This is a genomic window from Amycolatopsis rhizosphaerae (genome assembly GCF_007713715.1).
Classification (GTDB): domain Bacteria; phylum Actinomycetota; class Actinomycetes; order Mycobacteriales; family Pseudonocardiaceae; genus Amycolatopsis_E; species Amycolatopsis_E rhizosphaerae.
This window is the reverse complement of the sequence record NZ_VJWX01000019.1, coordinates 1-26,356: the sequence shown is the minus strand read 5'-3', so window position 1 is coordinate 26,356 and position 26,356 is coordinate 1. Positions and strand designations below refer to the sequence as shown.

General features: G+C 69.6%; 29 protein-coding genes. 11 read left to right on the top strand and 18 right to left on the bottom strand.

Translation table 11 applies throughout. From position 1 onward, the window contains the following. Window positions 1-25: 25 nt before the first annotated feature. The 3 genes from FNH05_RS03920 to pdxR all read right to left on the bottom strand — a co-directional run bounded on the left by FNH05_RS03920 (window position 26) and on the right by pdxR (window position 3,281). Window positions 26-814, bottom strand: coding sequence for a hypothetical protein (locus tag FNH05_RS03920; RefSeq protein WP_144585883.1), 789 nt, complete (start codon window positions 812-814; stop codon window positions 26-28). A 20-nt stretch (window positions 815-834) separates the two neighbouring features. Beyond that, window positions 835-1,509, bottom strand: coding sequence for a hypothetical protein (locus FNH05_RS03915; protein ID WP_144585882.1), 675 nt, complete (start codon window positions 1,507-1,509; stop codon window positions 835-837). Between the two features lie 323 nt (window positions 1,510-1,832). Continuing rightward, window positions 1,833-3,281 (bottom strand): MocR-like pyridoxine biosynthesis transcription factor PdxR, encoded by a 1,449-nt coding sequence (gene pdxR / locus FNH05_RS03910; RefSeq protein WP_144585881.1) that lies wholly within the window; start codon window positions 3,279-3,281, stop codon window positions 1,833-1,835. A 112-nt stretch (window positions 3,282-3,393) separates the two neighbouring features. On the opposite strand from pdxR, the gene FNH05_RS03905 reads away from it, so the two are divergent. Together FNH05_RS03905 and FNH05_RS03900 are read left to right on the top strand one after the other, a co-directional pair. Continuing rightward, the gene (locus FNH05_RS03905) at window positions 3,394-4,011 is read left to right on the top strand and encodes a mycothiol-dependent nitroreductase Rv2466c family protein (RefSeq protein ID WP_281287592.1); all 618 of its coding nucleotides are present in this window, start codon (window positions 3,394-3,396) and stop codon (window positions 4,009-4,011) included. Beyond that, on the top strand, window positions 4,011-5,225 hold the full coding sequence (locus FNH05_RS03900; protein ID WP_144585880.1) for an MFS transporter: 1,215 nt from the start codon (window positions 4,011-4,013) through the stop codon (window positions 5,223-5,225). Before FNH05_RS03905 ends, FNH05_RS03900 begins: the two co-directional genes overlap by 1 nt. Before the next feature lie 50 nt (window positions 5,226-5,275). Here FNH05_RS03900 and argS read toward each other — a convergent pair whose 3' ends face one another. Continuing rightward, entirely contained in the window at window positions 5,276-7,033 is a 1,758-nt protein-coding gene (gene argS, locus FNH05_RS03895) for an arginine--tRNA ligase (RefSeq protein WP_144585879.1), read from the bottom strand. Window positions 7,034-7,143: 110 nt separating this feature from the next. Further along, a complete protein-coding gene (locus tag FNH05_RS03890) occupies window positions 7,144-7,488 on the bottom strand; it encodes a winged helix-turn-helix transcriptional regulator (protein WP_222426511.1) in 345 nt (114 codons plus the stop codon). A gap of 132 nt (window positions 7,489-7,620) precedes the next feature. Between FNH05_RS03890 and FNH05_RS03885 the strand changes: the two genes are divergently transcribed. Together FNH05_RS03885 and FNH05_RS03880 are read left to right on the top strand one after the other, a co-directional pair. Further along, window positions 7,621-8,274, top strand: coding sequence for an NAD(P)-dependent oxidoreductase (locus FNH05_RS03885; protein WP_144585877.1), 654 nt, complete (start codon window positions 7,621-7,623; stop codon window positions 8,272-8,274). A gap of 36 nt (window positions 8,275-8,310) precedes the next feature. Continuing rightward, window positions 8,311-9,243, top strand: coding sequence for an LLM class F420-dependent oxidoreductase (locus FNH05_RS03880; RefSeq protein WP_144585876.1), 933 nt, complete (start codon window positions 8,311-8,313; stop codon window positions 9,241-9,243). Between the two features lie 76 nt (window positions 9,244-9,319). Here FNH05_RS03880 and FNH05_RS03875 read toward each other — a convergent pair whose 3' ends face one another. Beyond that, window positions 9,320-9,988: a hypothetical protein gene (locus tag FNH05_RS03875; RefSeq protein WP_144585875.1), complete on the bottom strand. Its 669-nt coding sequence runs from the start codon at window positions 9,986-9,988 to the stop codon at window positions 9,320-9,322. 107 nt (window positions 9,989-10,095) lie between these two features. Here FNH05_RS03875 and FNH05_RS03870 point away from each other — a divergent pair, with 107 nt between their 5' ends. After that, the gene (locus tag FNH05_RS03870; RefSeq protein WP_246127503.1) at window positions 10,096-10,899 is read left to right on the top strand and encodes an inositol monophosphatase family protein; all 804 of its coding nucleotides are present in this window, start codon (window positions 10,096-10,098) and stop codon (window positions 10,897-10,899) included. Between the two features lie 9 nt (window positions 10,900-10,908). Here the strand turns inward: FNH05_RS03870 and FNH05_RS03865 are convergent, their stop codons facing one another. The 6 genes from FNH05_RS03865 to FNH05_RS03840 form a co-directional block, all read right to left on the bottom strand. Then, on the bottom strand, window positions 10,909-11,241 hold the full coding sequence (locus FNH05_RS03865) for an STAS domain-containing protein (RefSeq protein WP_144585874.1): 333 nt from the start codon (window positions 11,239-11,241) through the stop codon (window positions 10,909-10,911). A 103-nt stretch (window positions 11,242-11,344) separates the two neighbouring features. Further along, window positions 11,345-12,619, bottom strand: coding sequence for an MFS transporter (locus FNH05_RS03860; RefSeq protein ID WP_144585873.1), 1,275 nt, complete (start codon window positions 12,617-12,619; stop codon window positions 11,345-11,347). 22 nt (window positions 12,620-12,641) lie between these two features. After that, the gene (locus tag FNH05_RS03855) at window positions 12,642-13,613 is read right to left on the bottom strand and encodes a M56 family metallopeptidase (RefSeq protein ID WP_144585872.1); all 972 of its coding nucleotides are present in this window, start codon (window positions 13,611-13,613) and stop codon (window positions 12,642-12,644) included. Beyond that, window positions 13,610-13,990 (bottom strand): BlaI/MecI/CopY family transcriptional regulator, encoded by a 381-nt coding sequence (locus tag FNH05_RS03850; RefSeq protein WP_144585871.1) that lies wholly within the window; start codon window positions 13,988-13,990, stop codon window positions 13,610-13,612. The genes FNH05_RS03855 and FNH05_RS03850 overlap by 4 nt, the downstream gene beginning before the upstream one ends. After that, a complete protein-coding gene (locus tag FNH05_RS03845) occupies window positions 13,987-14,733 on the bottom strand; it encodes a polysaccharide deacetylase family protein (RefSeq protein WP_144585870.1) in 747 nt (248 codons plus the stop codon). The genes FNH05_RS03850 and FNH05_RS03845 overlap by 4 nt, the downstream gene beginning before the upstream one ends. After that, window positions 14,730-15,806, bottom strand: a complete 1,077-nt coding sequence (locus FNH05_RS03840; protein WP_144585869.1) for a glycosyltransferase — start codon at window positions 15,804-15,806, stop codon at window positions 14,730-14,732. Before FNH05_RS03840 ends, FNH05_RS03845 begins: the two co-directional genes overlap by 4 nt. A gap of 82 nt (window positions 15,807-15,888) precedes the next feature. Between FNH05_RS03840 and FNH05_RS03835 the strand changes: the two genes are divergently transcribed. Beyond that, window positions 15,889-16,911 (top strand): Gfo/Idh/MocA family protein, encoded by a 1,023-nt coding sequence (locus FNH05_RS03835; protein ID WP_144585868.1) that lies wholly within the window; start codon window positions 15,889-15,891, stop codon window positions 16,909-16,911. 16 nt (window positions 16,912-16,927) lie between these two features. On the opposite strand, the gene FNH05_RS03830 is transcribed toward FNH05_RS03835, so the two are convergent. Further along, window positions 16,928-17,689, bottom strand: a complete 762-nt coding sequence (locus tag FNH05_RS03830) for an endo alpha-1,4 polygalactosaminidase (RefSeq protein WP_144585867.1) — start codon at window positions 17,687-17,689, stop codon at window positions 16,928-16,930. A gap of 224 nt (window positions 17,690-17,913) precedes the next feature. On the opposite strand from FNH05_RS03830, the gene FNH05_RS03825 reads away from it, so the two are divergent. Further along, a complete protein-coding gene (locus tag FNH05_RS03825; RefSeq protein ID WP_246127502.1) occupies window positions 17,914-18,828 on the top strand; it encodes a serine hydrolase in 915 nt (304 codons plus the stop codon). A gap of 55 nt (window positions 18,829-18,883) precedes the next feature. Here the strand turns inward: FNH05_RS03825 and FNH05_RS03820 are convergent, their stop codons facing one another. The 3 genes from FNH05_RS03820 to FNH05_RS03810 all read right to left on the bottom strand — a co-directional run bounded on the left by FNH05_RS03820 (window position 18,884) and on the right by FNH05_RS03810 (window position 20,908). Beyond that, entirely contained in the window at window positions 18,884-19,390 is a 507-nt protein-coding gene (locus FNH05_RS03820) for a hypothetical protein (RefSeq protein WP_144585866.1), read from the bottom strand. A 191-nt stretch (window positions 19,391-19,581) separates the two neighbouring features. After that, the gene (locus FNH05_RS03815; RefSeq protein ID WP_144585865.1) at window positions 19,582-20,442 is read right to left on the bottom strand and encodes a haloalkane dehalogenase; all 861 of its coding nucleotides are present in this window, start codon (window positions 20,440-20,442) and stop codon (window positions 19,582-19,584) included. A gap of 13 nt (window positions 20,443-20,455) precedes the next feature. Next, window positions 20,456-20,908, bottom strand: a complete 453-nt coding sequence (locus FNH05_RS03810; protein ID WP_144585864.1) for a MarR family winged helix-turn-helix transcriptional regulator — start codon at window positions 20,906-20,908, stop codon at window positions 20,456-20,458. A 118-nt stretch (window positions 20,909-21,026) separates the two neighbouring features. Between FNH05_RS03810 and FNH05_RS03805 the strand changes: the two genes are divergently transcribed. Next, the gene (locus FNH05_RS03805; protein ID WP_144585863.1) at window positions 21,027-21,704 is read left to right on the top strand and encodes an SDR family NAD(P)-dependent oxidoreductase; all 678 of its coding nucleotides are present in this window, start codon (window positions 21,027-21,029) and stop codon (window positions 21,702-21,704) included. A gap of 4 nt (window positions 21,705-21,708) precedes the next feature. Here FNH05_RS03805 and FNH05_RS03800 read toward each other — a convergent pair whose 3' ends face one another. Continuing rightward, the gene (locus FNH05_RS03800; protein ID WP_144585862.1) at window positions 21,709-22,074 is read right to left on the bottom strand and encodes a MerR family transcriptional regulator; all 366 of its coding nucleotides are present in this window, start codon (window positions 22,072-22,074) and stop codon (window positions 21,709-21,711) included. Between the two features lie 64 nt (window positions 22,075-22,138). Between FNH05_RS03800 and FNH05_RS03795 the strand changes: the two genes are divergently transcribed. Next, complete coding sequence (locus FNH05_RS03795; protein WP_144585861.1) at window positions 22,139-23,350, top strand: MFS transporter; 1,212 nt, start codon at window positions 22,139-22,141, stop codon at window positions 23,348-23,350. On the opposite strand, the gene FNH05_RS03790 is transcribed toward FNH05_RS03795, so the two are convergent. Beyond that, window positions 23,319-23,891: a TetR/AcrR family transcriptional regulator gene (locus FNH05_RS03790; RefSeq protein ID WP_144585860.1), complete on the bottom strand. Its 573-nt coding sequence runs from the start codon at window positions 23,889-23,891 to the stop codon at window positions 23,319-23,321. The two genes, FNH05_RS03795 and FNH05_RS03790, sit on opposite strands and share 32 nt — an antisense overlap. A 59-nt stretch (window positions 23,892-23,950) precedes the next feature. Here FNH05_RS03790 and FNH05_RS03785 point away from each other — a divergent pair, with 59 nt between their 5' ends. Together FNH05_RS03785 and FNH05_RS03780 are read left to right on the top strand one after the other, a co-directional pair. Next, entirely contained in the window at window positions 23,951-25,495 is a 1,545-nt protein-coding gene (locus FNH05_RS03785; protein ID WP_144585859.1) for a class I adenylate-forming enzyme family protein, read from the top strand. Continuing rightward, a complete protein-coding gene (locus FNH05_RS03780) occupies window positions 25,492-26,259 on the top strand; it encodes a crotonase/enoyl-CoA hydratase family protein (RefSeq protein WP_144585858.1) in 768 nt (255 codons plus the stop codon). Before FNH05_RS03785 ends, FNH05_RS03780 begins: the two co-directional genes overlap by 4 nt. The last annotated feature ends 97 nt before the right edge of the window (window positions 26,260-26,356 follow it).

Genomic DNA, 26,356 nt, shown 5'->3' with positions numbered 1-26,356 from the left:
TCGACGGCCTGACTGCTCGAACCCGTCAGATGGCGCCGCTGTCGATATCGCCCTTACCGTGCTGGTCGTACTTCGAGACCAGGGCATCATGAATCGGCTTGTCCAGCGAGCCGCCCGGAAGTTTCGCCGCACCCAGGTAGGACCACAACCGGAACTGGATGTCACGCAAGGAGAAAACCAGCCAGTCCGTCACGGCCTTCTCACCATCGAAGAAGAAGAATGACAAGGAGTACGTGAGCGTGCCGTCGCGGTCGTTCGCCGCGTAGCCGATCTGTTTGGCGACCTTACGCAGCGGGACACTCTTTCGGGTGAACAGTTGCGAGCTGACCTTGTTGCTGTCATCCGCCCAGGCGCGGACGCCGTCCACGGCGCTCTTGACGTAGCCTTCGGACCCGGCCGCGATCTGGTTCAGCGCGCGGTACACATACTGCGAAACACTGTTCCCGCCGCCGCTGCTCTTGAGGTCCGTCTGATCAAACCCGGGGATCAGCCATCCCATTTTCTGCAGCTCGTTGGTCACGATCTTGAAGAATTCCTCGGGGTGGTCGATGGAGTTGTCCACCCCCGGTGTTCCGTACTTCACTCCGAGGTCGTGGTTCGCCCTTCGCTCGGCGAACCACTGGGAAAGCGTGGCATCCTGCGTCTGAACCGGCTTCATCGACGGCGCGGAAACGATCATGGAACGCCCGTTGATCACACCCAGATTTGCTTGCTCGGTTCCCGCCCTGGCCTCCGGAACGAGCAGTTCCAGGGGCATTGTATCCAACTCGGAATCCAGAATATGGTCCACTGCGGAAGAAACGGTCTCCGTCATTTGAGAAATACCTCTCGGGATTACTGCTGGAACGATGCACGGACTACAAGATTCAGCCTCTCTCCTATCTTTTTCGTGATTTTGTCCCTGACTTCCCTGAATCTTTTCTCGTTCAGCCGGTATCCATAGGCGGGCAGCCAGTAGGTGGTTCCCTGGTCGAACGGACTCCCCAATCCTGGTGCCGGTTCCTGCGGGTACCTGAGGACGAGGAACGCCAGGGACAACTCACGTCCCTGATCGCCCGGGCCGACCTCGGCGAACATCCGGCAACGCACAAGCCGCTTCTCCCCAGGCCCGCCGTCGAGTGTGGCGTCACCGAAGGTGCCGGCCGCGGACATGCCAAGGCCCGCGAGCGGATCGAGAAGCCGCCAACCGAAGACGAGCGGAGCCGGAGTGGTGAACTTCTTGCCGACGAGGCCGAGTGTGGTCTTTTCCGGGGACGCGGGCGCGAAGTCGGCGGAAACATCACTTCCGGTTTCCGCCCAGCCTTGCAGGCCGAGCTCATTGCGAAAAGTCTGCAGCCACTGCTTCGGGTCCCGACCCTCGGGTGCGTCCGGGTTGCTCCCCGTCCCACCCTGTCTGGTGTCGTGTATTGCTCGCAACTGCGCGTACAGGATCGACACGGTCATCTCGTCGAATGCCGGCGGCGATAGATGATCACCGACAAGCAGCGCCCGCGAGTTGATCACAGCCACCGCAGGGCATTCATATACCGATATCTTTCCTTCTGCCAATAACGCGTTTCGCGCACTCGCCGCGCTCGTGCTCGAGATAGACATGGCAGCTCACAACTGGTTTCGGTTTCCACGCTGTCACCCAAGCATTGCACCCGCCATGCGCCGATCTCGACACCTCGACCGGGTGAGCCTTGCCGCGATTTCGTTGCCTACTCAATAATAAAATGATGACCGGTGCAACCGATCCGGCGCGTCGTTGATCCAATTACTCGTCTTCGAGCCCCGCAATTTCCCGATTGACAACAAGCGGGCGCTTCACATCCGCTGTCATTGGTCAATAATCAGGGGCTTCGGAAATGGCGGGCGAGCAGTGTGAGGCCCTCGGCGATGTCGTCGGTGGCGATGGTGCCGTAGCCGAGGACCAGCCCGGGCTGTGGTCGGCTGTCGGCGTAGTAGGCCGCCAGGCGCTCGACGGCGATGCCTGAGGTGCCTGCCCTTTGGAGTACGGCGTCGATGTCGATGGCGGTGTCCGGCTTGAGTCTGGCGGACAGGTGCAGGCCGGCGGCGGAAGGCACCGTGTCGAGCCAGTCGGCGAACTCGGTTTGCAGCGTCGTCACGATGCGTTCGCGCCGCTCGGCGTAGACACGGGTGGCCCTTCGCACGTGCCGGGAGAGTTCGCCGGAGTCGATGAAACGGGCGAGAGCAGCCTGCCCCACGTATTCGCTGTGCCAGTCGGTGAACCGCTTGGCGGCGCACAGCGCCGCTTGCAGCGAGGCCGGGGCGATCAGGAAACCGAGCCGCAGGATCGGCAGCAGTGTCTTGGAGAACGTGCCCACGTAGATGACCCGGCCGGTGCGGTCGAGGCTCTGCAAGGGTTCCAGGGGGCGGTCGCCGAAGCGGAACTCGCTGTCGTAGTCGTCCTCGACGATCACGGCGCCGCGGCGAGACGCCCATTCCAGCAGCGACGCCCGCCGGGCCGGTGACATCGGCATGCCCAGCGGGAACTGGTGGGAGGGTGTGACGTACACCAGGCGGACGCTGTCCGGCAGCGCACTCACGACCAGGCCCTCATCGTCCACGGGCACTCCCGCGACCCTGGCGCCCAGTGAGCGGAACAGCAGCCGCGCCGCCGGGTAACCCGGTTCCTCGACGGCGACGCTGTCGCCCGGTTCGATCAGGACCCGGCCGACGAGGTCGAGTGCCTGCTGGGCGCCCTGGGTGACCAGCACGTCGTCGGCGCAGGCACGGACGGACCGGGACACTCCGACGTACCGGGCGATGGCCTCGCGCAGGCCGGCGTGCCCGGAGGTTTCCGCGTAGCCGGAGATCGTCCGGACCGCCGAGGCCCGAAGCTCTCCGGCGACCAGCCTGCGCCAAGTGGCGAAGGGAAACAGGCCGGGATCCGGCGTGCCGACCCGGAAGTCGTGGACGGGCGGCGGGACGCCGGGGGTGGCGGTGGTAACGGCGTTCCAGATCGGACGGGGCTGGACGCCGCGTCCCGTCGGTGCCGCCCGGGAACGGGATCGGGCGCGTGCGGCCCGTGGCGCGACCGGTTCGGTCCCCACGAAGGTACCGGCGCCGACGCGGGCGACCACGAATCCCTCGGCCGCCAACCGCTCGTAGGCGACGGACACCGTGTTGCGGGCGACGGCGAGCCTGAGGGCGAGTTCCCGGGTGGGCGGCAGGCGTTCTCCCGGGCGCAGCCTGCCGTCCAGGATCGCGTCGGCCAGCTGGCGGTAGATGCGGGAGGCGAGGTCACCGGAACCCGCGAGCGAGACGTGGACGTCCACGGCAGGACCCTACATTGGCTCAATCAGTCTTGGGGAAATTGGCGCTTCTGTAGGCCAATCTCGGGCCGTTGAATGTCCGCAGGCAAGGAAAGAGCGATCGAGGAGTTCCCCTGTGACCACCGCCGACATGTGGTTCGACCCGAAATGCCCCTGGGCCTGGAACGCTTCGCGTTGGCTGCTCGAGGTGGAACGGGTCCGCGACGTGGAAGTGCGTTTCCATGTCATGAGCCTGTGGCTGCTCAACGAGGGCCGCGAGGGGCTCGAGGCGTGGTACGAGCGCTGGCTGGCCGACACGCTGGGCCCCGTGCGGGTGCTCATCGCCGCGGAGCAGAAGTACGGCACTCCGGTGCTTCGGGACCTCTACACGGCGTTCGGCAACCGGATCCACCACGAGAAGGCGACGATCGGCCGTGACCTGTACCTCGGCGCGCTGACCGAACTGGGCCTGGCCGAGGAGTTGGCCGACGCGGCCGAGAGCACCGGCTACGACGACGCCTTGCGGGTCAGCCACCGTGCGGGCCTCGACCCGATCGGTGAGGATCTCGGCACTCCGGCCATCCACGTCACCGGACCGGACGGAACCGTCAACGCCTTCTTCGGACCGGTGGTGAGCCCGGTGCCACGCGCGGAAGCGGCCGGGCGGCTCTGGGACGGCGTACTGAACGTCTCCGGCACGGCGGGGTTCTTCGAGCTCAAACGCGGCCGCACCGAGTCCCCTCGCGTCGACTGATGTCCCGGGTCGTTCCGCCCGCCGGGCCATTGCGGGTGCTGGCCTTGGCACAACTGGCCAACTCCCTTGGCGATGGCGCTTTCTACGCCGGCTCGGCGCTGTTCTTCACCCGTCTCGTCGGCCTCTCCCCGGCCCAGGTCGGGCTCGCGCTGACGCTGGCGTGGGCGGCCGCCATGCTGGCCGGGGTACCGCTCGGATTCCTCACCGACCGCTGGGGACCACGCCGTACCGCGGTACTTCTTTCCCTGGCGACGGCTTCGGCCCTGAGTGCCTTCCTGGTCGTGCGGTCGTTTCCACTCGTCCTGCTCACCCTCTGCGGATACGCCTGCTGCCAGGCGGGTCTGGCGTCGGCACGGCAGGCGCTGCTGGCCGGATCGGTGGCCCCGGACGAGCGGACCAGGGCACGGGCACACCTGCAGTCCACGCTCAACGCGGGACTGGCGATCGGCGCCGGCCTGGGCGCGCTGGCGCTCTCGGTCGGCACCCGGCCGACGTACCTGGCGGTCTTCACCATCGACGCGGTGAGTTTCCTCGTTGCCGCACTCGTGCTGCGCCGACTGCCCGAAACACGGCCGGTGCCGAAGGCACCCGCCACCGCGCCCCGGCGGTCCGTGCTCCGCGATCGGCCGTACACCCTGGTCACGCTGCTCAACGCGATCATGTGCCTGAACATGCCGCTGCTCAGCCTTGGCCTGCCGATGTGGATCGTGCAGCGGACCGGCGCGCCCGCGCCGATGGCCGCGGTGCTGCTGGTGGTCAACATGCTGGGCGTGGTGGCGTTCCAGGTGCCCGTGGCCCGGCGGGTGACCGGCCTGCACAGCGCCACCCGGGCAACCAGGCACGCGGGCGTACTGATGCTCGCCGCCTGCGCGCTGTACTCGCTGTCCGGAGTCGGCGTCGGGGCCGAAGCGGGGGTGGTCATCCTGATCGTCGCCGCGGTGATCCAGGTGTTCGGCGAGATGCTGCAGGGCGCGGGCAGCTGGGAGATCGGTTTCGGACTGGCACAGGCGGACAGGCAGGGCCAGTACCAGGGCTTCTTCGGCATGGGTCCACAGTTCGCCAGGACGCTCGGCCCGGTGCTCCTGACCGCGCTGCTGGTGACCTGGGGCGCGCCTGGCTGGTGGGCACTCGGCGGTCTGTTCCTGGTCGCCGGTGCCGCCTTCGGTCCGGCCGTGCGCTGGGCCCGGACCGACCTCGGCATCGTCGCGTCCTGAAGGAAACATTCACTCCGGTTGCTCGCCAGGCTCGATCGCGAGCGCCGACCTCACATGCGTTCCGGTGCGGCGATACCGAGGAGGCCGAGCCCGTGCTTGAGGGTGCGCGCGGTGAGCCCGCACAGCGCGAGCCGGTTGCCGCGGACCGGTTCTTCGGCTTTCAGCACGGGGCAGGCTTCGTAGAACGTGGTGAAGTCGCGGGCGAGATCGTAGAGATATCCACACAGGCGGTGCGGTTCGAGCGCCTCGCCGACCTCGGCGAGGGTGGTGCCGTAGGCGTCGAGTTCCAGCGCGAGGGCGCGTTCGGCCGGTTCGAGGGGGATGGAGGGATCGATCTCGCTCTCCGGGTCGCCCGCGTTGCGCAGGATGGACCGGATGCGCGCGTGGGCGTACTGGAGGTACACGCCGGTGTTTCCGGTGAACGACACCATGCGGTCGAGGTCGAAGGTGTAGTCCTTGACGCGTGAGGTGGACAGGTCGGCGTACTTGACCGCACCGATTCCGGCCTGTTCGGCGATCCGGTCGAGTTCGACGGGGTCGAGGCCGGGGTTCTTTTCGGCGACGACGGCGCGGGCGCGGGCCACCGCGTCGTCGAGGAGGTCCATGAGCCGCACGGTGCCCCCGGCGCGGGTCTTGAAGGGGCGTCCGTCCGGGCCGAGCACGGTGCCGAACGGGACGTGTTCGGCCGCGACCGTGTCGGTGAGCCATCCGGCGCGGCGGGCCGCTTCGAAGATCAGCCGGAAGTGCAGCGCCTGACGGGAATCCGTGACGTAGAGCAGGCGGTTGGCCTTGAGGTCGTGGATGCGGTAGCGGATCGTGGCCAGATCGGTGGTGTCGTACCCGTAACCGCCGTCGCGCTTGCGAACCATGAGCGGCACGGGATTGCCCTCGGTTCCGGTGACCTCTTCGGAAAAGACCACCAGCGCGCCGTCGCTTTCGACGGCGATTCCGGCGTCGACGAGTTCGGTGATGGTGTCGCCGAGCAGGGAGTTGTAGAACGACTCGCCGACGGAATCTTCCGGGGTGAGCAACACGCCGAGCCGGTCGTAGATGTCGCGGAATGCCCTTTCGGATTCGGCGACGATCTCCTTCCACTTGGCGAGTGTGGCGGGATCACCGGACTGGAGGGCGACCACCCGTGCGCGGGCGCGCTCGGCGAAGGCCGGATCGGCGTCGAACTCCTTGCGCGCGGCCTTGTACAACTCGTCCAGCGCGGACACGGCCGACGTGCCGCCGGAAAGTTCGTCGTGGTGCCAGGCGGTCTCGGGGTGCTCGTCGAGGTACTGGATCAGCATGCCGAACTGGGTGCCCCAGTCACCCAGGTGGTTCTGGCGGATGACCTCCGCGCCGAGGAAGCCGAGCACGCGGGCGAGGCTGTCGCCGATGATCGTGGTGCGCAGGTGCCCGACGTGCATTTCCTTCGCGATATTGGGCGCGGAATAGTCGAGGACCGTGCGCCGCCCCTCCTCCGGGGAATCGACACCCAAACGAGAACTCGCCAGGCGCGCGGAAACCTGCCCCCACACCGCGCGATCGGGAACGGTGAGGTTGAGGAAGCCGGGGCCGGACAACTCGACCGCACCGATCGGCCCGCCGTCGAGGGCTTCGGCCACCTGGGTCGCGAGTTCACGCGGCTTGGCACCGACCCGCTTGGCCAGGGCGAGTGCCGCGTTGGACTGGAAGTCGGCGTGCTCGGAGCGACGCACCACGGGGTCCGATCCCGCCAGTTCGGGACGTGCGCGCTCGATCGCCTCCGACACGGCGTCGGCGACCTGACCGAGCAGTGGCAGCACCACGTGGCTGTTCACGGCGACCCTTCTTCCTTTGCGCGCCTTGCGAGTTCATCGGCGACTGGAATCAGTCTCCCAGGTCGAACCCGTTGGTCGCGATCGGATCACTCACCGGAGACAGCTGCGGCTCAGTGTGTAGCGCTTTCGTGCGCTTGGCGGGCGGCCAGTAGTTCGGGCAGGTGTTCGCGGGTCCAAGCGCATTGGGCTGCCATCGGTTCGAAGAGGGTGCGGCCGAGCGGAGTCAGCTCGTACTCGACCCGGGCCGGGATTTCGGGGTAGACGGTGCGCGTGATCATCCCGTCTCGTTCCAGCGCCCGAAGCGATTCGGTGAGCACCTTGGGCGTGATGCCCCGCAGGGGCACCCGCAGTTCGGTGAAGCGACGGGGCCCCGACTCCAGGCAGGTGATGATCTTGGCGGTCCACTTGTCGCCGATCCGCATCGGCGCCGCGACGGGGGAACAGTCGGCGAACATCTCGGGGTCCAGCGGCTCACTCACGGTGTCCACGGTACGTAACTATCGTTGCGGAAACCAAGGTGTCGTCACATAGCGTTCGCGGCGTCGGCGGGTGATCGAGTACCCGCCACGTCGAACGGAGCAACCACCATGAGCAGGATCGTCGTTTTCGGTGCCGGTGGGCGGGCCGGGCGCCACACGGTTGCCGAGGCCGCGTCCCGGGGCCATCAGGTCACCGCCGTCGTGCGCGACCCGGATCGGCATCCGGACCTGGCCGCTGTCGGGGTGACCGTGGTCGCCGGTGACGTCACCCGGCCGGACAGCGTGGCCGAGGTCGCGGCGGGCCACGACGCGGCCGTGAACGCGGCGGTTCGGCTTGACGTGCCGTCGGAGACCTTCTTCCCGCCTGCCGCCCGCGCCCTGCTGGACGGGCTGCCGCGCGCCGGTGTCGCGCGGCTGGTCGCGATCGGGATCGGCACGATGCTGGAGACCGCGCCCGGTGTCGCGGTGCACGACGACCCCGGCTTCCCGCCGGAGCACAGGGCCTTCTCACTGGGGCATGCAACCGGGCTCGCGGTGCTGCGTGACGCGAACACCGACCTCGACTGGGTGGTACTGGCCCCACCGCCCGTCGTACTGGACAACGAAGCGGCGCGCACCGGCCGTTACCGGACCGGTGGCAGCCGGATCATGCCCACCGGCTCCGGCTCGGCCTCGTTCTCCTACGCGGACCTCGCCGTCGCCCTGATCGACGAGATCGAAACCCCCAAGCACCACCGCGCCCTGATCGCCGTGGCGCCCTGACTCCTGCCGGACACCGCGTGAAACGAGGAGCGTGCCATGCGCATCGGAACGAACGTCGGCATGGAAATCGACGGCCCCAAGACGATGACGGACATCGTCGACGAGGTTCGTCGCGCCGCTGAGCTGGGACTGGGGGGCGCGTGGTGGGCCGAGCGGCACACCGCCGACGCGCTCACCGCCGCGACGGTCGCTGGTCTCGCCGTGCCGGGACTGCCGCTCGGAACGGCCGTCGTGACCACCTATCCGCGCCACCCGCTGACTCTGGCAGGCCAGGCCCTGAGCGTGCAGGCAGCCGTCGGCAACCGCCTCACGCTCGGCATCGGACCTGGTCATCGGGAGCGCGTCGAATCGGTGTTCGGGCTGCGTTTCGAGCACCCGGCACGGCATACCCGTGAATATCTCCGCGTTCTCATGCCCCTGCTACGCGGCGAGACGGTCGAGTTCGACGGCAAGATCTACCAGGTCGCCGGACAGACGCGGACGCCTGGCGCGCAGGCGCCCTCCGTGCTCCTTGCCGCATTGGGCCCCGTCATGCTGCGTGTCGCCGGCGAACTCGCCGACGGGACCGTCGTCGTGTGGACCGGCCTGCGCACGATCGGAACGCATGTGGTGCCGGGAATCACCGCGGCCGCCGAGGGCGCGGGGAAGCCTGCGCCACGGATCGTGGTCAACCTTCCCATCGCCGTCACCGACGACCCCGATCTGGCCCGAGCCTGGATCGGCGAGCACTTCGGCAGAGCCGGTCTGGTGCCGAGCTACCGAGCGCTGTTCGAGCGAGAGGGCGTACGCGGACCAGCGGATGTCGTGGTAGTCGGCGACGAACATGCGGTGGAACGGCAACTGCGCGCCTATGCCGACGCCGGCGCCACCGAGTTCATCGCCGTTCCGTTCGGATCGCCCGAACAGATCAACCGGACCCTCACCTTCCTCGGTCACGTCAACCGTGCGGCGGCCGGATCGGAGGCGTGAGCGCCGTCGTCCACAGTGGAGTACCGGTGGGATTCCGACGACGCCTTCGCCGGAATCCCACCGCCCCGCGTTCGGCTCAGGAGAGCCATTTGTCGAAGACGTACTTGACGGCTTCGCGAGCCAACTCTTCTTCGACAACCTTGCCCACGCCGCTCTGCGCGGGCGGTTTCGGTTTCGGGTCGGCCACGGGTCGGCCGGTCCACCACATCGGTTTACCGCCCGGCAGACCCGCGATGCCGCCGAACCGCAGATCACCGACGAACCAGATCAACCCCCGGCCGTCGGTCAGCCCGGTCCAGCCGGCGTCCGGCACCAGGCAGTGGAATTCGCGAGCGACGGATCCGTCGGGGCCGAGGAGGAGCAGCTTCCGCTGGGGTTGTCCGGGGATTTCCTCCAGCCGGCCGGGCCAGGCCTGCCAGGGGCCGCGGCGTATCGGTTCCATCGTCCGGATCGCCGCCTCGATACCGGCCTTCTTGGTCTTCGCGACCGATTTCCCGAACAGGGTCGCCACCAGGAGGGCCAGCGGCACGGCCGGCACCAGCACCGTGAACTCGTGCGTGGACAGGGCGATGGCCACCGCCGGCACCAGGACAAGGACAAAACAGCCGATGTCGGCGGAGTCCTTGACCTTGTCCGGGCCGTCCCCCAGGGCGGCGACGCGCTTGTCCACCATGTCCTGGACCGCGGGCGTCATCTCGACCGCCGGTCGTGGCGAAACCTGGTAGCCGAACTCCTCAGCCAGCACGAAAACCCCCAATCCGCAACCAATGTAACGGGGGAACGGCAGCGGCACGAGGCCCTTGTGGCGGCTGATGGTTCCCCGGTTGGCGCATTCCCGGCCGGTCCGATGGGATGGACCCCGTGAACGACCTCGCCGAACTGCTCGACATCGCCTGGGACGCGGCCGAGATCGGCCGACGCCTGATGACCACCGCGAGCCCCGGCCGGGTCAGCGAGAAGAGCGACCGGGACCTGGTCACCGAACTGGATGTGCGCATCCAGCACGAGATTCGCGATCATCTGCGTCGCGCCACCCCCGGCTTCGGCTTCCTGGGTGAGGAGGACGGCGGCGGGGCGCTCGCGAGTGCGGGGCCGGTGTGGGTGCTCGACCCGATCGACGGGACCTCCAACTTCGCGCACGGTCTGCCGCTCTGCGCCATCTCCCTCGGACTCGTCGACGACGGCGAGGCTGTCGTGGGTGTCGTCGTCGCGCCGTTCCTCGGCCTGGCCTACCACGCCATGAAGGACGGGGGCGCCTTCGTCGACGACGCACCCATCCACGCCGGCACCAACGGTGACCTCGGCCGCGCCATCGTTTCCCTGGGTGACTACGACACCGGCCCGGACGCCGCCGAGGGGAACCGGCGCCGGTTCGCGATCACGCGGGCGCTCGCCGAGAACGTCGAGCGGGTGCGGATGGTCGGCTCGGCCGCGCTCGACCTCGTGTGGGTCGCCGACGGCCGCACCGATGCCTGCGTGATGCTGTCCAACAAGCCCTGGGACACCGCCGCAGGCGTGGTCATCGCGCGAGAGGCCGGTGCCGTGGTCACCGACCTCCGCGGAGCGCCGCACACCTTCTCGTCCGGCGAAACCGTCGCCGTCAGCCCGAAACTGGCCGATCCGCTGCGAGCACTGCTCACCAGCGCGACGACCTGAGGTTGGCGATCAGGCGACCACCGGGGGAACGGAGAGCAGCTTGCTCAACCCGGTCACCTGCAGGGCGCGAAGGACGGCGCGGCTCGCCTTGACCTCCACCGGCACACCCAGCTCCCGGAACCTGCGCTGCGCTTCGGCCAGCACCTCGGCCCCGGCACAGCTGAGAAAGTGGACCTGCTGGAGTTCGAGGACGACCGCGCCCTCCGCGACCGCGCACGCGAGCACCTGGCGCAGTTGGCGGGCGAACCGGTCGAGGGTGAGCGCGTCGACCTCTCCCTCGACCCGCAGGATCAGCGCCTTTCCCGCCGGTGATCCCTCGACCCGGATGCGCAGGTTCTCCATCGCCAACCCCTCCTTCGTGGCACAGGCCCGCGCCGACGCTACGGACCGCGGACTTCACCAGATAGAGGCGAAGGTCGTCGATAAGTCGACAACGACGAGCGGTTCAGCTTCGGTCGGATTCGGTGACCGGCGGCACTTCCGGCGCGACCGGGCGCGGAATGAGCCGCTGGGGCCCGGGAATCCGGGGCAGCACACACAGCCCGAGCACGGCGGCCGCCAGGCAGGCCGCGGCCCCGAGACCGAGCCCGGCGCGCGGCCCGAAGAACTGGGCGACCACACCGACGATGGGCCCGCCGATCGGTGTGCTGCCGAGGAAGGTGACCGACCACAGCGCCATCACCCGGCCGCGGAAGCTCGGCCGCGTGATCAGTTGCAGGGTGGTGTTGCCGGTGGCCAGGAAGGCGGTGCTGCCCACCCCGACCAGTGCCAGCGCGGCGAGTTCGGTGGGCAGCGATGGCGCCACCGTGGCCACCCCCAGCGCGAGGCCGAACCCGGTCGCGCCGAGGACCAGCGGCAGCACCCCGGCACGGCCTCGCGCCGCCACGGCGAGGCCGCCGGCCACGGCACCGGCGCCCATGGCCGCGGTGAGGAAACCGTAGGTCCGCGCATCGCCGTGGATGGCGACACGGGCGAACAGCGGAAGCACCACCTGGAACTCGTAGGCGAGCGTGCCGACCAGCGCCATCATGGTCAGCGGCACCCACAGGCCCGCGTTGCCCCGGACGTAGCGCAGTCCCTCGACGAGCTGCCCCGGCCGGGACGGCACCGGACGCGCCGGATGCAGCCGGTCCACCCGCATCCGCGCGAGCGCGACGAGCACGGCGACGTAGCTCACCGCGTTGGCCAGGAAGCACATTCCGACGCCGACCCCCGCGATGAGCAGGCCCGCGACCGCCGGGCCGACCGCGCGCGCCGTGTTGACCAGCACGCTGTTCAGGCTCACCGCGTTGCCGAGCAGGTCCTTTCCCACGACCTCGGGCACGAAGGTCTGGCGGGTCGGGTTGTCCACCGCGTTGACCGTGCCGAGAGCCAGCGCGAACACCACGACCATCCACAGGCGCACCAGATGCGTCACCGTGAGCAACCCCAGCAGCAGGGCCAGCGTCGCGAGCGCACTCTGGGTGAACAGCAGCAGACGCCGTTTGTCGGACCGGTCCGCGATCAGTCCCCCGTACGGTCCGGCGAGCAGCACCGGCAGGAACTGGGCGGCGATCACCAGCCCGAGGACGGTTCCGGAGCCGCTCAGTTCGAGGACCAGCCAGGACTGCGCGACCGACTGCATCCAGGTGCCGGTCAGGCTGACCGCCTGGCCCGCGAAGTACAGGCGGAAGTTCGGGACGCGCAGTGCGGCGAAGAGCCGCTGCTGCTTCTCGCTCATCTCCCGGCCCTCTCCCGCGCCTTCAGACCTGGCCGCACCTTCGGTGCTGACGTCCGCAGTGTTCGCCGTGCGGCCCGCCGTGGTTCACGTGCGCCGTTTCGATACCGGCGTGCAGCTCGCTCGCCGCGTCGTAGGCGGTCCCGGCGGCCCAGCCTGCGATGCCCAGGACACTCACCATGCCCAGCAGGACCAGTGGCCCCAGGATGGGCCTGGTGGTGCCGTCGAGCAGCGCCGCGACGCGCCGGGGCACCGGTCCTCCGGTCGCGGCGAGCGCGAACGGGGTGTGCGCCCGGGTGGCCAGTGCCGCCTTGGCGACCGCGGTGGCCACGATCCGGCGGTCGCCGACGCGCCGGGCCGCTTTTTCGTCGGCCCAGCGTTCGAGGGAGAACCTGACCTGCTCGCCGAGGGGGCGCACGAGCGGGTTGAGCACGCTCGAAACCGTCACCACGGCGAGGAAGACGTGGTGACGCAGCCGCAGGTGAGCGTTCTCGTGCGCCAGCAGGGCGCTGCGCTCGGCGGGTGCCAGTCCGGCGAGCATCCCGCGGGAAACGACGATACGGCCGCCGCGCCCGGGGACCGCGAAGGCCAGCGGCTCCGCGTCCGGCACCACGATCAGACCGCCCTCGCGGCTGTGCCCGTCGAGTTCGTCGTGCAGGCGCCGCGAACGCCGCCGGTACCGCAGGACGGCCCGTGCCACCGCCGCCAGCGCGACCAACAGGGCGCCCGCGCACAGCACCGATTCCGGCACACTCACCGGGTCCGCGCCGCGAAGATCCGACGGGGACAGGTCGATCAGCGCGGCGACGGTGGGGATCAGCACGAATCCGGCCAGCGCGGTCGCGAGCAGCGCGATCGTGCTCGCGACCGCGAAGATCGCGCAACTCGCGGTGAGCAGCCAGCTCGCCCAGTGCGGCGGGAGTTTCGGGGTCAGGAACCTCGCCACCGGCCAGGCCGCCAACGGCGACAGGAACGGCGCGACGACCTCGAGGTTCATTCCTTGCCCTCGTGCCGCCGCAACAGCTCCAGCAGCACTCGTTCGTCCGATTCGGACAGAGCGGACACGAATCGGGCCAGCACACTGCCGCGATCGGGTTCGTTGTCCAGTACCTTGCGCATGCGACGGGCCGCGAGGCCTGCCTCGTCGTCGACCGCCCGGTAGGCGAACGAGCGGCCGTGCTTCTCCCGCGTGACCACGCCCTTTTCGTGCAACCGGGACAGGATGGTCACGACGGTGGTGTAGGCCAGCTCTCCGGGAAGCCGGTGCTGCACGTCGCCCGCGGACACGGGCCCCTGTGCCTCCCACAGCACGGAAAGCACCTCGGCTTCCAGTTCGCCGGGCGCCCGCCGCGCACCACCTCGCCGATTCCTCACGTCCCGAAATCTACCGGGTCGCGCCCACCGCGTGCCCGGACGAGATCGTGCTCGCCCAGCGGCCCGACCCGCAGACCGGCACGGTGACACTCGTCAAGCAGCGGGCCGAGCGCGTCCAGCGCCGAACGCCAGGAGCCCGGGCTCGCCGCGTGGTCGGAATCGTGGAGCAGGATGGTGCCGCCGCCGCGAAGGTCCTTCAGTACGGTCCGCCGCACCGATTCCCCGGTGGCCCGTGCCGTCCAGTCGAAACCCCAGCTCGTCCACAGCACGGGCGTCAGCCCGAGGCGTTTCGCCGCCACCAGCGCGCCACCGCTGAACACCCCGTACGGCGCCCGGAACCAGCGCGGACGCCGGCCGGTCGCCCGCTCGATCGCGTCGAGGGCGCGGGCCAGGTCGTCGTGCACGCGGCGCGGTCCATGGCGCAGCAGGCAGCGGTGTTCCCACCCGTGCAGGGCGATCTCGTGCCCGGCGCCCGCGATCTCCGCGGCCAGGCCGGGCGAGCGGACGACCTGGTCACCCAGCAGGAAGAAGGTCGCCCGTACCCCCCGGTCTTCGAGCAGGCGCAGGAAATGCGGGGTGGACAGCGGATGCGGGCCGTCGTCGAAGGTGAGCGCCACATGGCCGGGATCGCCGATTCCGGCCAACCGGGGCAGGAACTTCTTTCGCAGCGGCGGCAGGAAGGCGGCGGCCGGGGCGGCGTGGAACGCGGCGCCCGCGAGCAGGGCCGGCAGGAGGACCCTCATGCCGCCGTGACCTTCACGGCCGGGGCACCGGCCAGCCGTGCCAGCACCGCCGCGGGGTCGTCGCCGGGCGGGAGTCCGGCGGCCCTGGTGGTGAGCAGCGCGTCGGCCAGCGCGGCCGGGTCCGCGACCGCGGGCACCAGCCCGAGCCGGTCGAGCACCCGGGCGTTGGTCCTGCCGTGCCCCGGCAGGCAGCGGTAGGTGATCACCGGCAGCCCGCTGGCGAGCGCCTCCAGGGTGGTGAGCCCGCCGGCGTTCTGGACCGCGACGTCACAGGCCCGCATGAGCTCCGGCATGTCGTCCACCCAGCCGAGCACATGGGGCACCCCCGCCGCGATCAGCCGGTGCCGCAGTGCCTCGTTGCGCCCGCACACCACGACCGGACGGGCGACTCCGGTGGCCGACACGTCGGCGGTGATCGCCTCGACCTCGCCAACGCCCCATGAACCCGAGACCACCAAGGCGAGCCGTTCACCGGGCCCGAAGCCGAACTTCTCCCGTGCGCGGTCGCGTTCCCCGGCACCGGCGGGCCGGAACGGGGGCGCCACCACCGGCTGGGCGGTGATCGCCCGGGGCGCGCCGAGGTGCCGGGTGGCGGCCGCGGCATGCGGGTTGGGCGCGATGTGCAGATCGGCCCCGGGGGCGACAGCCAGCCGGTGCACGGACGGATCGGTCAGGTAGACGGCCACCGGCGCGGGCAGCAGACCCCGGCGACGGAGGCCGCCCAGTGCCTGGCTGGCCAACGGGTAGGTGGACACCACGAGCGCGGGCGCCGGATCGAGCAGGGCGCGCAGCTTCGGCCCGGCCAGTGCGGCGAGCCTGCCCGCCAGCCAGGCCAGCGGGGCGGTGCCGAGTGCGGTGAGCAGCCAGTCCCAACTGCCGGGCGCGATCTCCAGTTCGCGGTGGTAGGCGTCGCACAACCACTGGCCCAGTCTGCCGGGGAGCAGGTCGAGGAAGTCGTGACGGTCGACGCGAAGCCCGCGGGCGCGCAGGCGGCGCGCGAGTTCCGCGGCGGCGCCGTCGTGACCCGCCCCGATCCGGGCGGAGAGCAGCACGACCCTTGCTTCCACAGTCATGTCGTAGTTCTACAGCATTGTAGAACTCAAGGGCAGGGGAGGTTCGTGACATCCGGTCGCGGCGGCTGAGAGGCTTGGCGGCATGGAGCCCATCCGCACCGCCGTCCTCGGCTTCGGCACCTCCGGCCGGATCTTCCACGCCCCGTTCATCGAAGCGGACCCGCGCTACCGGCTGGAAGCGATCGTCACGCGAAACGAGGCGCGCCGCGCCGAGGCCGCCGTGCGCCATCCCGCCACCCGGATCGTGGACGACGCGGACACGCTGCTGCGGCAGGCCGGTGAGCTCGATCTGGTCGTCGTCGGCACCCCGCCGGACACTCACGCCGCACTGGCACACGCTTTCCTCGACGCCGGGACCGGCGTGCTGCTGGACAAGCCGTTCACCGTCACCGCGAGGGAAGCGCGCGAGCTCGTCACGAAGGCCGAACGCCTCGGGCTGCCGCTGACCGCCTTCCATAACCGCCGCTGGGACGGGGACTTCCGCACTGTGCGGGCCCTGCTGGCCCGGGGCGAGCTCGGTGCGGTCTGGCGGTTCGAATCACGGTTCGAGCGGTGGCGGCCGGACCGCCCCAGTTCCTGGAAGACCGAAACACCCGTTTCGCGGGGCGGCGGAATGCTCTACGACCTCGGCTCGCACCTCATCGACCAGGCCCTGCAGCTGTTCGGCGACGCCGTGCCGGTGTACCGGGAGACCGCGACGCGCCGCGACGGCGGGGTCGCCGACGACGACACCTTCGTCGTACTGCGCCACGAGACCGGGGTGCGTTCGCACCTGTGGATGAGCAGCATGGCCGCCCAGGTCGGTCCCCGGTTCCGGATCCTGGGTTCTGCGGGCGCCTACACCAAGTACGGCCTGGATCCACAGGAACCGGCGCTGCTGTCCGGAGCCAGGGTGACCGACGCGTCCTTCGGGCACGAGGCGGAGTCCGCCTGGGGACGGCTGGGTATCGACGGATCCGAGGAACCGGTGCCGACCGAGCCCGGCGCCTACGCGGACTTCTACGCCGCTCTCGCGGAATCACTGCGCGGCGACGCCCCACTGCCGGTCGATCCGCACGACGCGGTCCGGGTGATCGAACTGATCGAGGAGATCCACCGGCTCTGACGGCGTCCCCCTCCGGTCAGCAACGCCGGTAGTAGTGGCCGTCCTCCTCGATCGCGACGAGCTTCCGGTCCCGGATGATCGTCGCCTGTGGACGGTCCGGACGGGCGCAGACCTCGTCGGCGGAACCGGGGAGGTGGTCGGTGTACTCGATGTCGACGACTCGGTCCCCGTACGCCTCGCGGTAGGCACCACATTCGTCGAAGACGAGGCATTCCTCGGACACGGCGAAATCGAATCCGGCCTCGCGCCGTCCGCGGTCACCCAGTTCCGCCGCGTTCTTCTGCCCGATCGCCAGCCCGGCGGCATGCGCGGTACGAGCCAGCGCGGCGGCGAGCGCCAGATTGCCGTCCACGGTCAGCCTGCCGCCGGAACGGGTCGCGGAGTCCAGGTTGTCGATCTCCACGGCGGCGAAACCCGATGCGGCGCAGCGCGCGATCGCCTGGCCCGCGTACTCGGCCAGGCGTTGGCGCTTGCCCTCGGACGAGGTGTCGAGGATGAACTCGTCGGGCCAGTCGGGATCGACCATCGGATCGCCGCCCGGCCCGCGCAGCACCAGATCACCCCGCTCGCGCAACCACAAGTCCCGATCACCGGGCTGACTCTGGAAACCGTTGACGTAGCAGATGTTGTACCGCCCCCGCGAGGCCTGAGCGGTGCTGTCCCGTACCACGACCCGGACCTGAGCGGGCGGCTCGTAGGCGCCACCCAACTGGTAGTCGAACGCCTGGCCGGCGGGAAACGAAACCGCCGTTGCGGATGTCGGTCCGGGTGCCGACACGGTTGCCGATGCGGTTGCCGGCGCGGGTGTCGGCACCCCGTCGTCCGGCTGCGCCGGTCCACAAGCGACAAGGAGGGGGACCGTGATCAACGACAACGAAAGCCTTCGCACCCAGCCATCCTCCCGCCCCGCGGCCGGGGAACGCACCTCGGGACAGAGCTTGATCACCAACCCGCTACTGTTCGGATCACACCAACTTGATCCAGAAAGTGTGGGTGTTTCACATGGGGAGATTCCGGCGCTTCGCCGCGATCCTGACGGGTGCGGCGGCGGCACTGGCCGTGGTCACGCCCGCCGCCTCGGCCGCGAGCCTCGACCTGCCGGACGGGATGACGGCCAGTTATCTCGCCTTCGACCAGACAACCGGGCACACCTTCGGCGCCGATGAGCACAGGCAGTACCGCTCGGCCTCGGTGGTCAAGCTCTTCATCGCGCTCGACTACCTCGAATCACACGGCCCCGGCTACCAGATCCCGGCCGAGGATCTGGCCCTGCTGCAGCCGATGCTGCGGTCCAGCAACGACGATGCCGCGAGCACCCTGTGGGTCCGCGACGGCTGGCAGGAGATCGTCAACCGGATGGTCGCACTGATCGGCCTGACCGACACCGCGCCGCCGGAGAAGCCGGGGATGTGGGGCTACACCGCGATCAGCGCCGCGGACATCGTCAAGACCTACCGGTACCTGCTGCACCGGGCGAACCCGGAGTACCGCGACTTCATCATGGACAACCTGCACGAGGCCACGCAGTGCGCCTCGGACGGGTTCGACCAGTCCTTCGGCATCCCGTCGGCGGTCGGGGAACTACCGCACGGGGTCAAGCAGGGCTGGTCCGGTTTCGGCGCCGCCCCGGCGCCCGGCCAGGAGTGCGCGAGCCAGGATCCCGTCACCCAGCGCGTGCTCAACTCCCCGGAAGTGCGTGCGGCGGCGAGGATCGCATCGAGCGGGGACGACGCGACGGCCGACGGGATCGACCTCACCAACCGTGCCATGCACACCACCGGCACCGTGGGACCGTGCGACCGCACCATCGTCGTCGTGCTGACGCTCGAACCGACCACGACCACCTGGCAGGAATCCGCGGACCGGATCACCAGGCTGACCCGTTCCGTCTACCGGCACACGATCCTCGACGACTGAAGTCCGCAGCGGACGACCGGGCGGGTCCGGCCGGGTGGCCGGACCCGCGCCGCGATCAGTGCGTCCAGTCCGCGAGGATCTGCTGGCGGGCCTCGTCGAGGGTGATCGTGCCCGCGCACACCTCCTTCTTCAGCGAGTTCTCCTCGGTGTCCTTGTTCTCGGCGGCCTGACCGCCGCCCGTGGTGCCCGCGCTTTCCCTCGGCTCGGGCCACAGGTTGTTCGGGTCCTTGGGCGCTCCACCGAGTTCGAGCGGGACCAGGTGGTCCTCTTCGAGTTCGGAGTTGGGGATGGATTCCTCGCCGTATTCGGGCTTCTGCTCGTTCTTGAGGTTCGTGGTGTAGGTCGACGGCGGGCGCACGGTGGCGGTCCACCCGGAGACGCAGATCGTCGAACCGATGGTGTCCTGCGTGACGTCCGGATTGAAGGCTCCCGGAGTGCACGAGGAATCGGCCTTGCCGTCCACGATGCCGCAGGTGGCGGCGAACGTGTCGGCGTGGGCCGCCGTACCTCCGGCCAGCACGAGGACGATCGAGCCGCAGACGGCGAAGAGTTGTTTGCGCATAAGGCGGTCCTCCCAGTCGAAGGGCCGCCCGCCGCGGCCCCGTCGACTGGAAATGATGGACAGCCACCACTGGCGCGAACAGATCTCGGTGGTGAATTCCAAACAAAAACAATACTAAAGTCGTTCCGAATCAACACACCGGGGAATCATTCCGGCATTCACCGGAAAAAGGAGTTTTCCGAAGAAGGGGACTAACCACGAAAACCGTGGCGGTCCGCCCAGGCCGAAATGGCGGCCGCGATCTCCTCGGGGCGGTCCTCCGGGGCGTGGTGCCCGGCTTCGCCGCAGAAGACGGTCTCCAGCGCGGCGAAGGTGTTCGCACACCATTTGGCCACTGCCTCGCCGATGGCCAGCGTGGGCGAACCTTCGAAGGTCATCAGCAGTTTCGGCACGGACGGGCTGGTGGCCATCCACTCGTCGTAGGCCTCGATCCTGGCGATGAGTTCGGCGGGTTCGCCACCCAGCGGCATCTGACGCGCCCACGCCAGGATCGGACGCCGGCTTTCGGGCGTGGGGTACGGAGCGAGGTATTCCGCCAGTTCCTCTTCCGGCAGCGGCGTGCGCACGCCCCCGGTGAACGCGGTGCGCACGAACGCGTTCTGCTGGAGCACCATTTCCTCTCCCGCGCCGGGAGTGCGGATCAATTCGGTCCGTTTCTGCGCCTGCGGGGAAAGTTCCCCCCACGCCAACGGTTTCACGATGCTTTCGAGGAACGCGATACCGCGCACCCGGTCGGGATGCCGGGACGCCCAGTCGAAGGCGAGCGCGCCACCCCAGTCGTGACCGACCAGCACGACCTGGTCGAGACCAAGTGCGTCGAACCAGGCGTCGAGGTAGCGGGCGTGGTCGGCGAACAGGTACGGGATGTCCGGCTTGCCGGAACGCCCCATGCCGATGAGGTCCGGCGCGAGCAGGCGCCCTTCTCCCACCTTCGGCAGCACGTTGCGCCACAGCCGGGAGGAACTGGGATTGCCGTGCAGGAAGACGAAAACAGGACCGCTTCCGGTGTCTTCGTAGTGCATGGTGGAGTCGAGAACATCGATCTCGGGCACGAGATATTCCTTCCTAATCGAGTGGGGCTTCGAGTAATGCGGTGAGGTCGCGCATGAACTCGGCAGTGCGCGGGCCGTCGAGACCACCGAGGGGCGCGAGGAGACGACCCAACAGCACCTGGACGGCGGCGAGAGCCGGCCGGACCTTCTCGCGCCCCCGTTCGGTGAGCGCCAACCGGACGGCACGACTGTCCCGAGGGTCACGAGTCCGTTCGATGAGCCCGTCCGCTTCGAGGGTCCGGGCCAGTTTGGACGTGTAGAGAGCTTCGAGGCCGGCGTGGTCGGCGAGTTCGCGCTGGCTGGGGTTGCTTCCGGACCGCTGCATGCCGTACAGCGACGCGAGCAGCACGTACTGGGCATGAGTCAGCCCGAGGGGCGCCAGTGCACGATCGACGGCCACCCGCCACTTGTTCGACAGCCGCCAGACCAGATACCCGGGCGTCGACCCCTTCGATGCTGCACTCATGCCAGATACTATACATGGCTACTATGTACATGGCTACTGTTTTGGTGCGCTTGACCTTGCCACCGATGTCAGGCCTTAGCCTCCGCGTGTCACGGTCGGACGCGGGAAAGGAGGAGCCATGCCGGTAGCGACGATCATCGGGGCAGGCCCGGGAATCGGGCAGGCGGTGGCGCGCAGGTTTGCCCGGGAAGGGTTCTCGATCATGCTGGTGGCGCGCTCGAAGACAACGGTCGAAGGGGCCGCCGCGCGGCTCACTGGTGTTCCGACGCTCGCGCTGACCGCCGACGCCACCAACGAAACGGCCTTGCGTACCGCCCTCGACGTCGCCAACGGACGGTTCGGACTCCCGGATGTCGTGGTGTACAACGCCGCACGCGTCAAAGCCCACTCACTGGAGGGCACGTCCCTCCGCGACCATCTGGATGCCTGGGCGGTCAACGTGGGCGGGGCGATCGTCACCGCCGCCCACCTCGCCCCCGCGATGGCCGGGCGCGGCAACGGAACCTTCCTCGTCACCGGCGGAATGCCGGAACCCAAGCCGGAGTACAGCAGTCTCTCGCTGGGCAAGGCGGGCGTGCGGACGTTGGTCGCGCTGATCGACCAGCGCTACGGGGCGGCCGGGGTGCACGCGGCGAGCGTGACCATCGGCGGTCCGGTCGCCCCCGGCACCGCCTTCGACCCGCGGGACATCGCCGAGCACTACTGGCGGTTGCACACCCAGCCGCATGGACGGTGGGACCACGAGGTCGTGCACACCGAGGAGATCGGCCGGGCGATGCGCGCGGCGGCGGAGTGAGTGGTCAGGCGCGGGTGCTGCGCACCGCGTCGAGGTATTCGGCGATGGCGTCACGGTTACGGGCCAGGCAGTGGATGCGGTGGGTCATCCGCTCCAGTTCGTGTTCGAGGGTGGCGAGCATCTCGGGCGTCGCGTCCTCGAAGTAGATGGTCCTCGGTTTGTCCAGGCAGGGCAGGATCTGCTTGATGATCCGGGTCGGCAGCCCCGCGTCGAGCAGGCCCCTGACCTGCAGCACGCGATCCACAGTGGACCCTTCGTATTCGCGGTAGCCGTTGGCCGCGCGGCGGGCGATGATCAGGCCCTGTTCCTCGTAGTAGCGCAACAGCCGTCGCGGCGTCCCGGTGCGCTCCGACAACTCGCCTATCCTCATGTGCACCACCTCACAACCGGCCGACTTGACCTTCACATCAATGTGAAGGTTTGAGCATACCGTCATGCAAGAACTCGGCACACGGCTTTCCGATTCCCCCAGTACCCGGATGCCGCTGCCCGCGCTGATGGCGCTGGCCACCGCGGCCTTCATCACCGTGCTCACCGAGGCGCTGCCTGCGGGCGTCCTCCCGGCCATGAGCACCGACCTCGGCGTCGGCGAGTCCGCGATGGGGCAGGCGGTGACGATCTACGCGGCCGGCACCGCGCTCTCGGCGATCCCCCTGACCGCGGTGACCTCGCGCTGGCGGCGCAAACGCCTCCTGCTGGCCGGGGTCGCCGGATTCGCACTGGCCAACACCGCCACGGCACTGTCGGCCTCCTACCCGCTGACCATGGCCGCCCGGTTCGTGGCCGGGATCGCTGCGGGCGTGGTGTGGGCACTGCTCGCCGGCTACGCCCGCCGCCTGGCACCGGAACCGCTGCAGGGCAAGGCGATCGCGATCGTGATGGCGGGTATCCCGCTCGCCCTGTCGCTGGGCGTTCCCGCGGGCACCTTCCTCGGCGCGGCACTGGGCTGGCGGGTCACCTTCTCGGTGATGTCCGTGCTCGCGGTGATCCTCCTCGGCTGGATCGTGGCGCTGGTCCCGGATCAGTCCGGCCAACGACGGGAGGGCCGGATCCCGATCCTGGCCACACTCGGCGTGCCCGGGGTGGCGCCGATCCTGGTCGTCACCCTCGCCTTCGTGCTGGCCCACACGATCCTCTACACCTACCTGGCCACCTTCCTCGACCGGCTGGGCATGGGGAGCGCCATCGACCTCGTGCTGCTGGTCTTCGGCGCGGCGTCGCTGGCCGGCATCGCGATCGTCGGCGCGTGGATCGACCGCATCCCGCGGAAACTGACCATCGCCGCCACCGTCGGGGTCGCCGTCGCGGCCGCGATCCTCGCCGCGACCAGTGAGAGCCGCCCGCTGGTGTACGTCGCGGTGACGCTGTGGGGACTCGGCTGGGGCGGGGTGCCGACGCTGCTGCAGACCGCGGCCGGGGTCGCGGGCGGCGAGGCGGCGGACACCGCGCAGGCCATGCTCGTCACGCTGTGGAACGCGTCGATGGCGGGCGGCGGGGTGATCGGCGGCGTGCTCCTCGACCTCACCGGCCCGGCGTCGTTCCCGTGGAGCGTGCTCGTCCTGCTGATCCCGGTGCTGGCCGTGGTGCTGGGCGCCCGGCGGCATGCCTTCCCGGTCAGGCGGACTGCTCCGGCGCCATCCGCGTGAGCCACTGCTCGACCACCGCGTCCGCGACCTCGGGGTTTTCGCGCAGCACGCTGGTCAGCGCCAGGCCCCTGAGCAGCATGAGCAGGGCCTCGAAGGCGGTTCGGCTCTCGGCGTCGTCCCGCTTCACCACGGCGAAGTAGGCCTGCCGGAGCTCCCTGCCGAGTCGCCGCTCGGCAGGGAGCAGCGCCGCTCGCAGGACCGGATCGGTGCGCGCGGTCATCCACAGTTCGAGTCCGGCCAGGAAGAGCGGCCCGGACATCGCCCTGCGCAGTTCGGTGACCAGGTGCCGTAGCGAATCCGCCCCGGCCACCGCGGCACGGAACCGTTCGAGCTGCTCCCCGGCGATGTACCGGATCGCGGCGGCGAACAACTCGGCACGGGAGGCGAAGTGGTGCAGCAGCGCGCCCCGCGACACCTGCGCGCGTTCCTGCACGCGGTGGGTGGTGGTGCCGGAATAGCCGTACTCGACGAGGCAGCGCACCGTCGTGTCGAGAAGGTGCTGCCGGGTTCTCTCGCGCTGCTCCCGCCGGGTCGTGGACACGGGATCAGGGTACGAAGCGAGCGTTGACAGTCCAAATGGACTGTGAAATTCTTCGGGCCATGCTCGCGGCGGAACTGGTGCGACGGGGTGCCCGGCGATTCTCGACCCGGGTGGCCGTGGTGGTCGGCGATCGGGAGTACACCTACGCGGAGGTGGACGACCGGGCCAACCGGCTCGCCAACGCACTGCTCGGCCTTGGCCTGCGCCCGGGCGCCAGGGTGGGACTGCTGGTGGACAACGGCGGCTGGTCGATCCCGCTGGACTTCGCCTGCCTCAAGGCCGGGCTGACCCGCGTCCCGCTCAACGCACGGCTGTCCGTGCCCGAACAGGCCAGGATGCTGGACGAAACCGGCGTCCGCGTCCTTGTCCACAGCGCCGAACTGACCGAGCGGGCGGTCACCCTCGCGTCCGAACTGGACGGGCTCCGCCTGGCCGGACTGGGCGAGAAGCAGCGCGCCGTGGACGCCGACCTCGTGGCGGAGGCCGAGGCGGCGAGCGGCGCGGATCCGATGGTCCCGGTGTCGCCCGACGACGTCATGCTGGCGCTCTACACCTCGGGCACGACCGGAAAACTCAAGGCGGCCCAGCACACACAGGCGAGCTACGCCGCGATCGCCGCGAACATCCTGGCAAACCTGGTATCTCCGGGGCCGGACGACGCCATGCTGCACGCCGCTTCCCTCATCCACGCCAGCGGCACCTTCGTGCTGCCCTACTGGATCCGTGGCGCCAGGGCGGTCGTGCTGCCCGGTTTCGAACCACGGTCCTATGTGGATGCCATCGACCGGCACCGGGTGACGGCGGTGAACGTGGTGCCGACCATGCTCGGCATGCTGCTGTCGACCGGAGTGCTGGACCGGGCGGATCTGTCCACGTTGGACACCGTCGTGTACGGGGCGAGCCCGATGCCGAGGCCGATCCTGGAACAGGGGATCGACCGGCTCGGCCACCGGTTCGTGCAGTACTACGGGCAGACCGAAGCCCCGCTGTGCCAGACCGTCCTGTCCAAGGCCGACCACGCCGAGGGCGGCGCGCTGCTGGGCTCGTGCGGACATCCGGCGGTGGACGCGGAAATCGTGCTCACCGATCCGGCGGGCAACCCGGTGCCGCCGGGCGAGATCGGGGAGATCCGGGTGCGCGCGCCGTTCACCATGGCCGGGTACTACAACGCCCCGGAACTCGATGCGGAGACACTGGCCGGGGACGGCTGGCTGCGCACCCGCGACCTGGCGCGCCGCGACGAGCGCGGCTACCTGTACCTGGTCGACCGGGCCAGCGACATGATCGTGACCGGCGGCTACAACGTCTACCCGCGTGAGGTCGAGGACGCGCTCTCCGCGCATCCGGCCGTAGCCGAATGCGCGGTGGTCGGCGCACCCGACCCGACCTGGGTGGAGGCGGTCACCGCGTTCGTCGCACTCCGGCCCGGCGCTTCGGTCTCCCCGGAGGAACTGCGGGACAGTGTTCGCGCGGCGCTGGCCGGGTACAAGGTGCCCAAGCGGGTGCACATCGTCGACACGATCCCGAAGTCACCGGTGGGCAAGATCCTGCGCCGGGCACTGCGTGATCCACTGTGGACGAACGCGGACGGGGAGGAATCATGAGCACCGTGCTCGTCGACCGGCACGGACCGGTCACCACCATCGGCATCGACCGCCCGGAACGCCGCAACGCCGTCGACCGCGCCACGGCCGAAGCGCTCACCGAGGCGTTCCGCGCCTTCGAGCAGGACGAGGAGGCGGCGGTCGCCGTGCTGTACGGGACCGGCGGCACGTTCTGCTCCGGTGCCGACCTGACCGCGATCAGCGAGGGCAGGCCCAACCGCACCGAACCGACCGGCGACGGGCCGATGGGCCCCACCCGGATGCGGCTGTCCAAACCCGTCATCGCCGCCGTCAGCGGCCATGCCGTGGCGGGCGGGCTCGAACTCGCGCTGTGGGCGGACCTGCGCGTCGTCGAGGAAACCGCGGTGTTCGGCGTGTTCTGCCGCCGCTGGGGGGTGCCCCTCATCGACGGCGGCACGGTGCGGTTGCCGCGGCTCATCGGGGAGAGCCGGGCGATGGACCTCATCCTCACCGGGCGGGCGGTGGACGCCGAAGAGGCGCTGCGGATCGGGCTGGCCAACCGCGTCGTCCCGGCCGGGCAGGCCCTCGCCGCGGCACGGGAACTGGCCGGGCGGATCGCCGCGTTCCCCCAGACCTGCCTGCGACAGGACCGGGCATCGGTGCTGGAACAGCACGGCCTTGACGAGGAACGGGCCCTGGCCAACGAGTTCGAGCACGGCCTGGTCTCCCTGGCCTCCGACACCGTCGCCGGTGCGACCCGCTTCGCCACCGGTGCCGGCCGCCACGGCTCCTTCGACTCGTAAGTCCCGTCGACTGCTGCCGTGAGGGGCCCCCTCATGGTGCTATTTGCCAGGGTCCCGGCAAAATCGCGTGAGTGTTGGCCGTGAAGGGTCCCTTCAC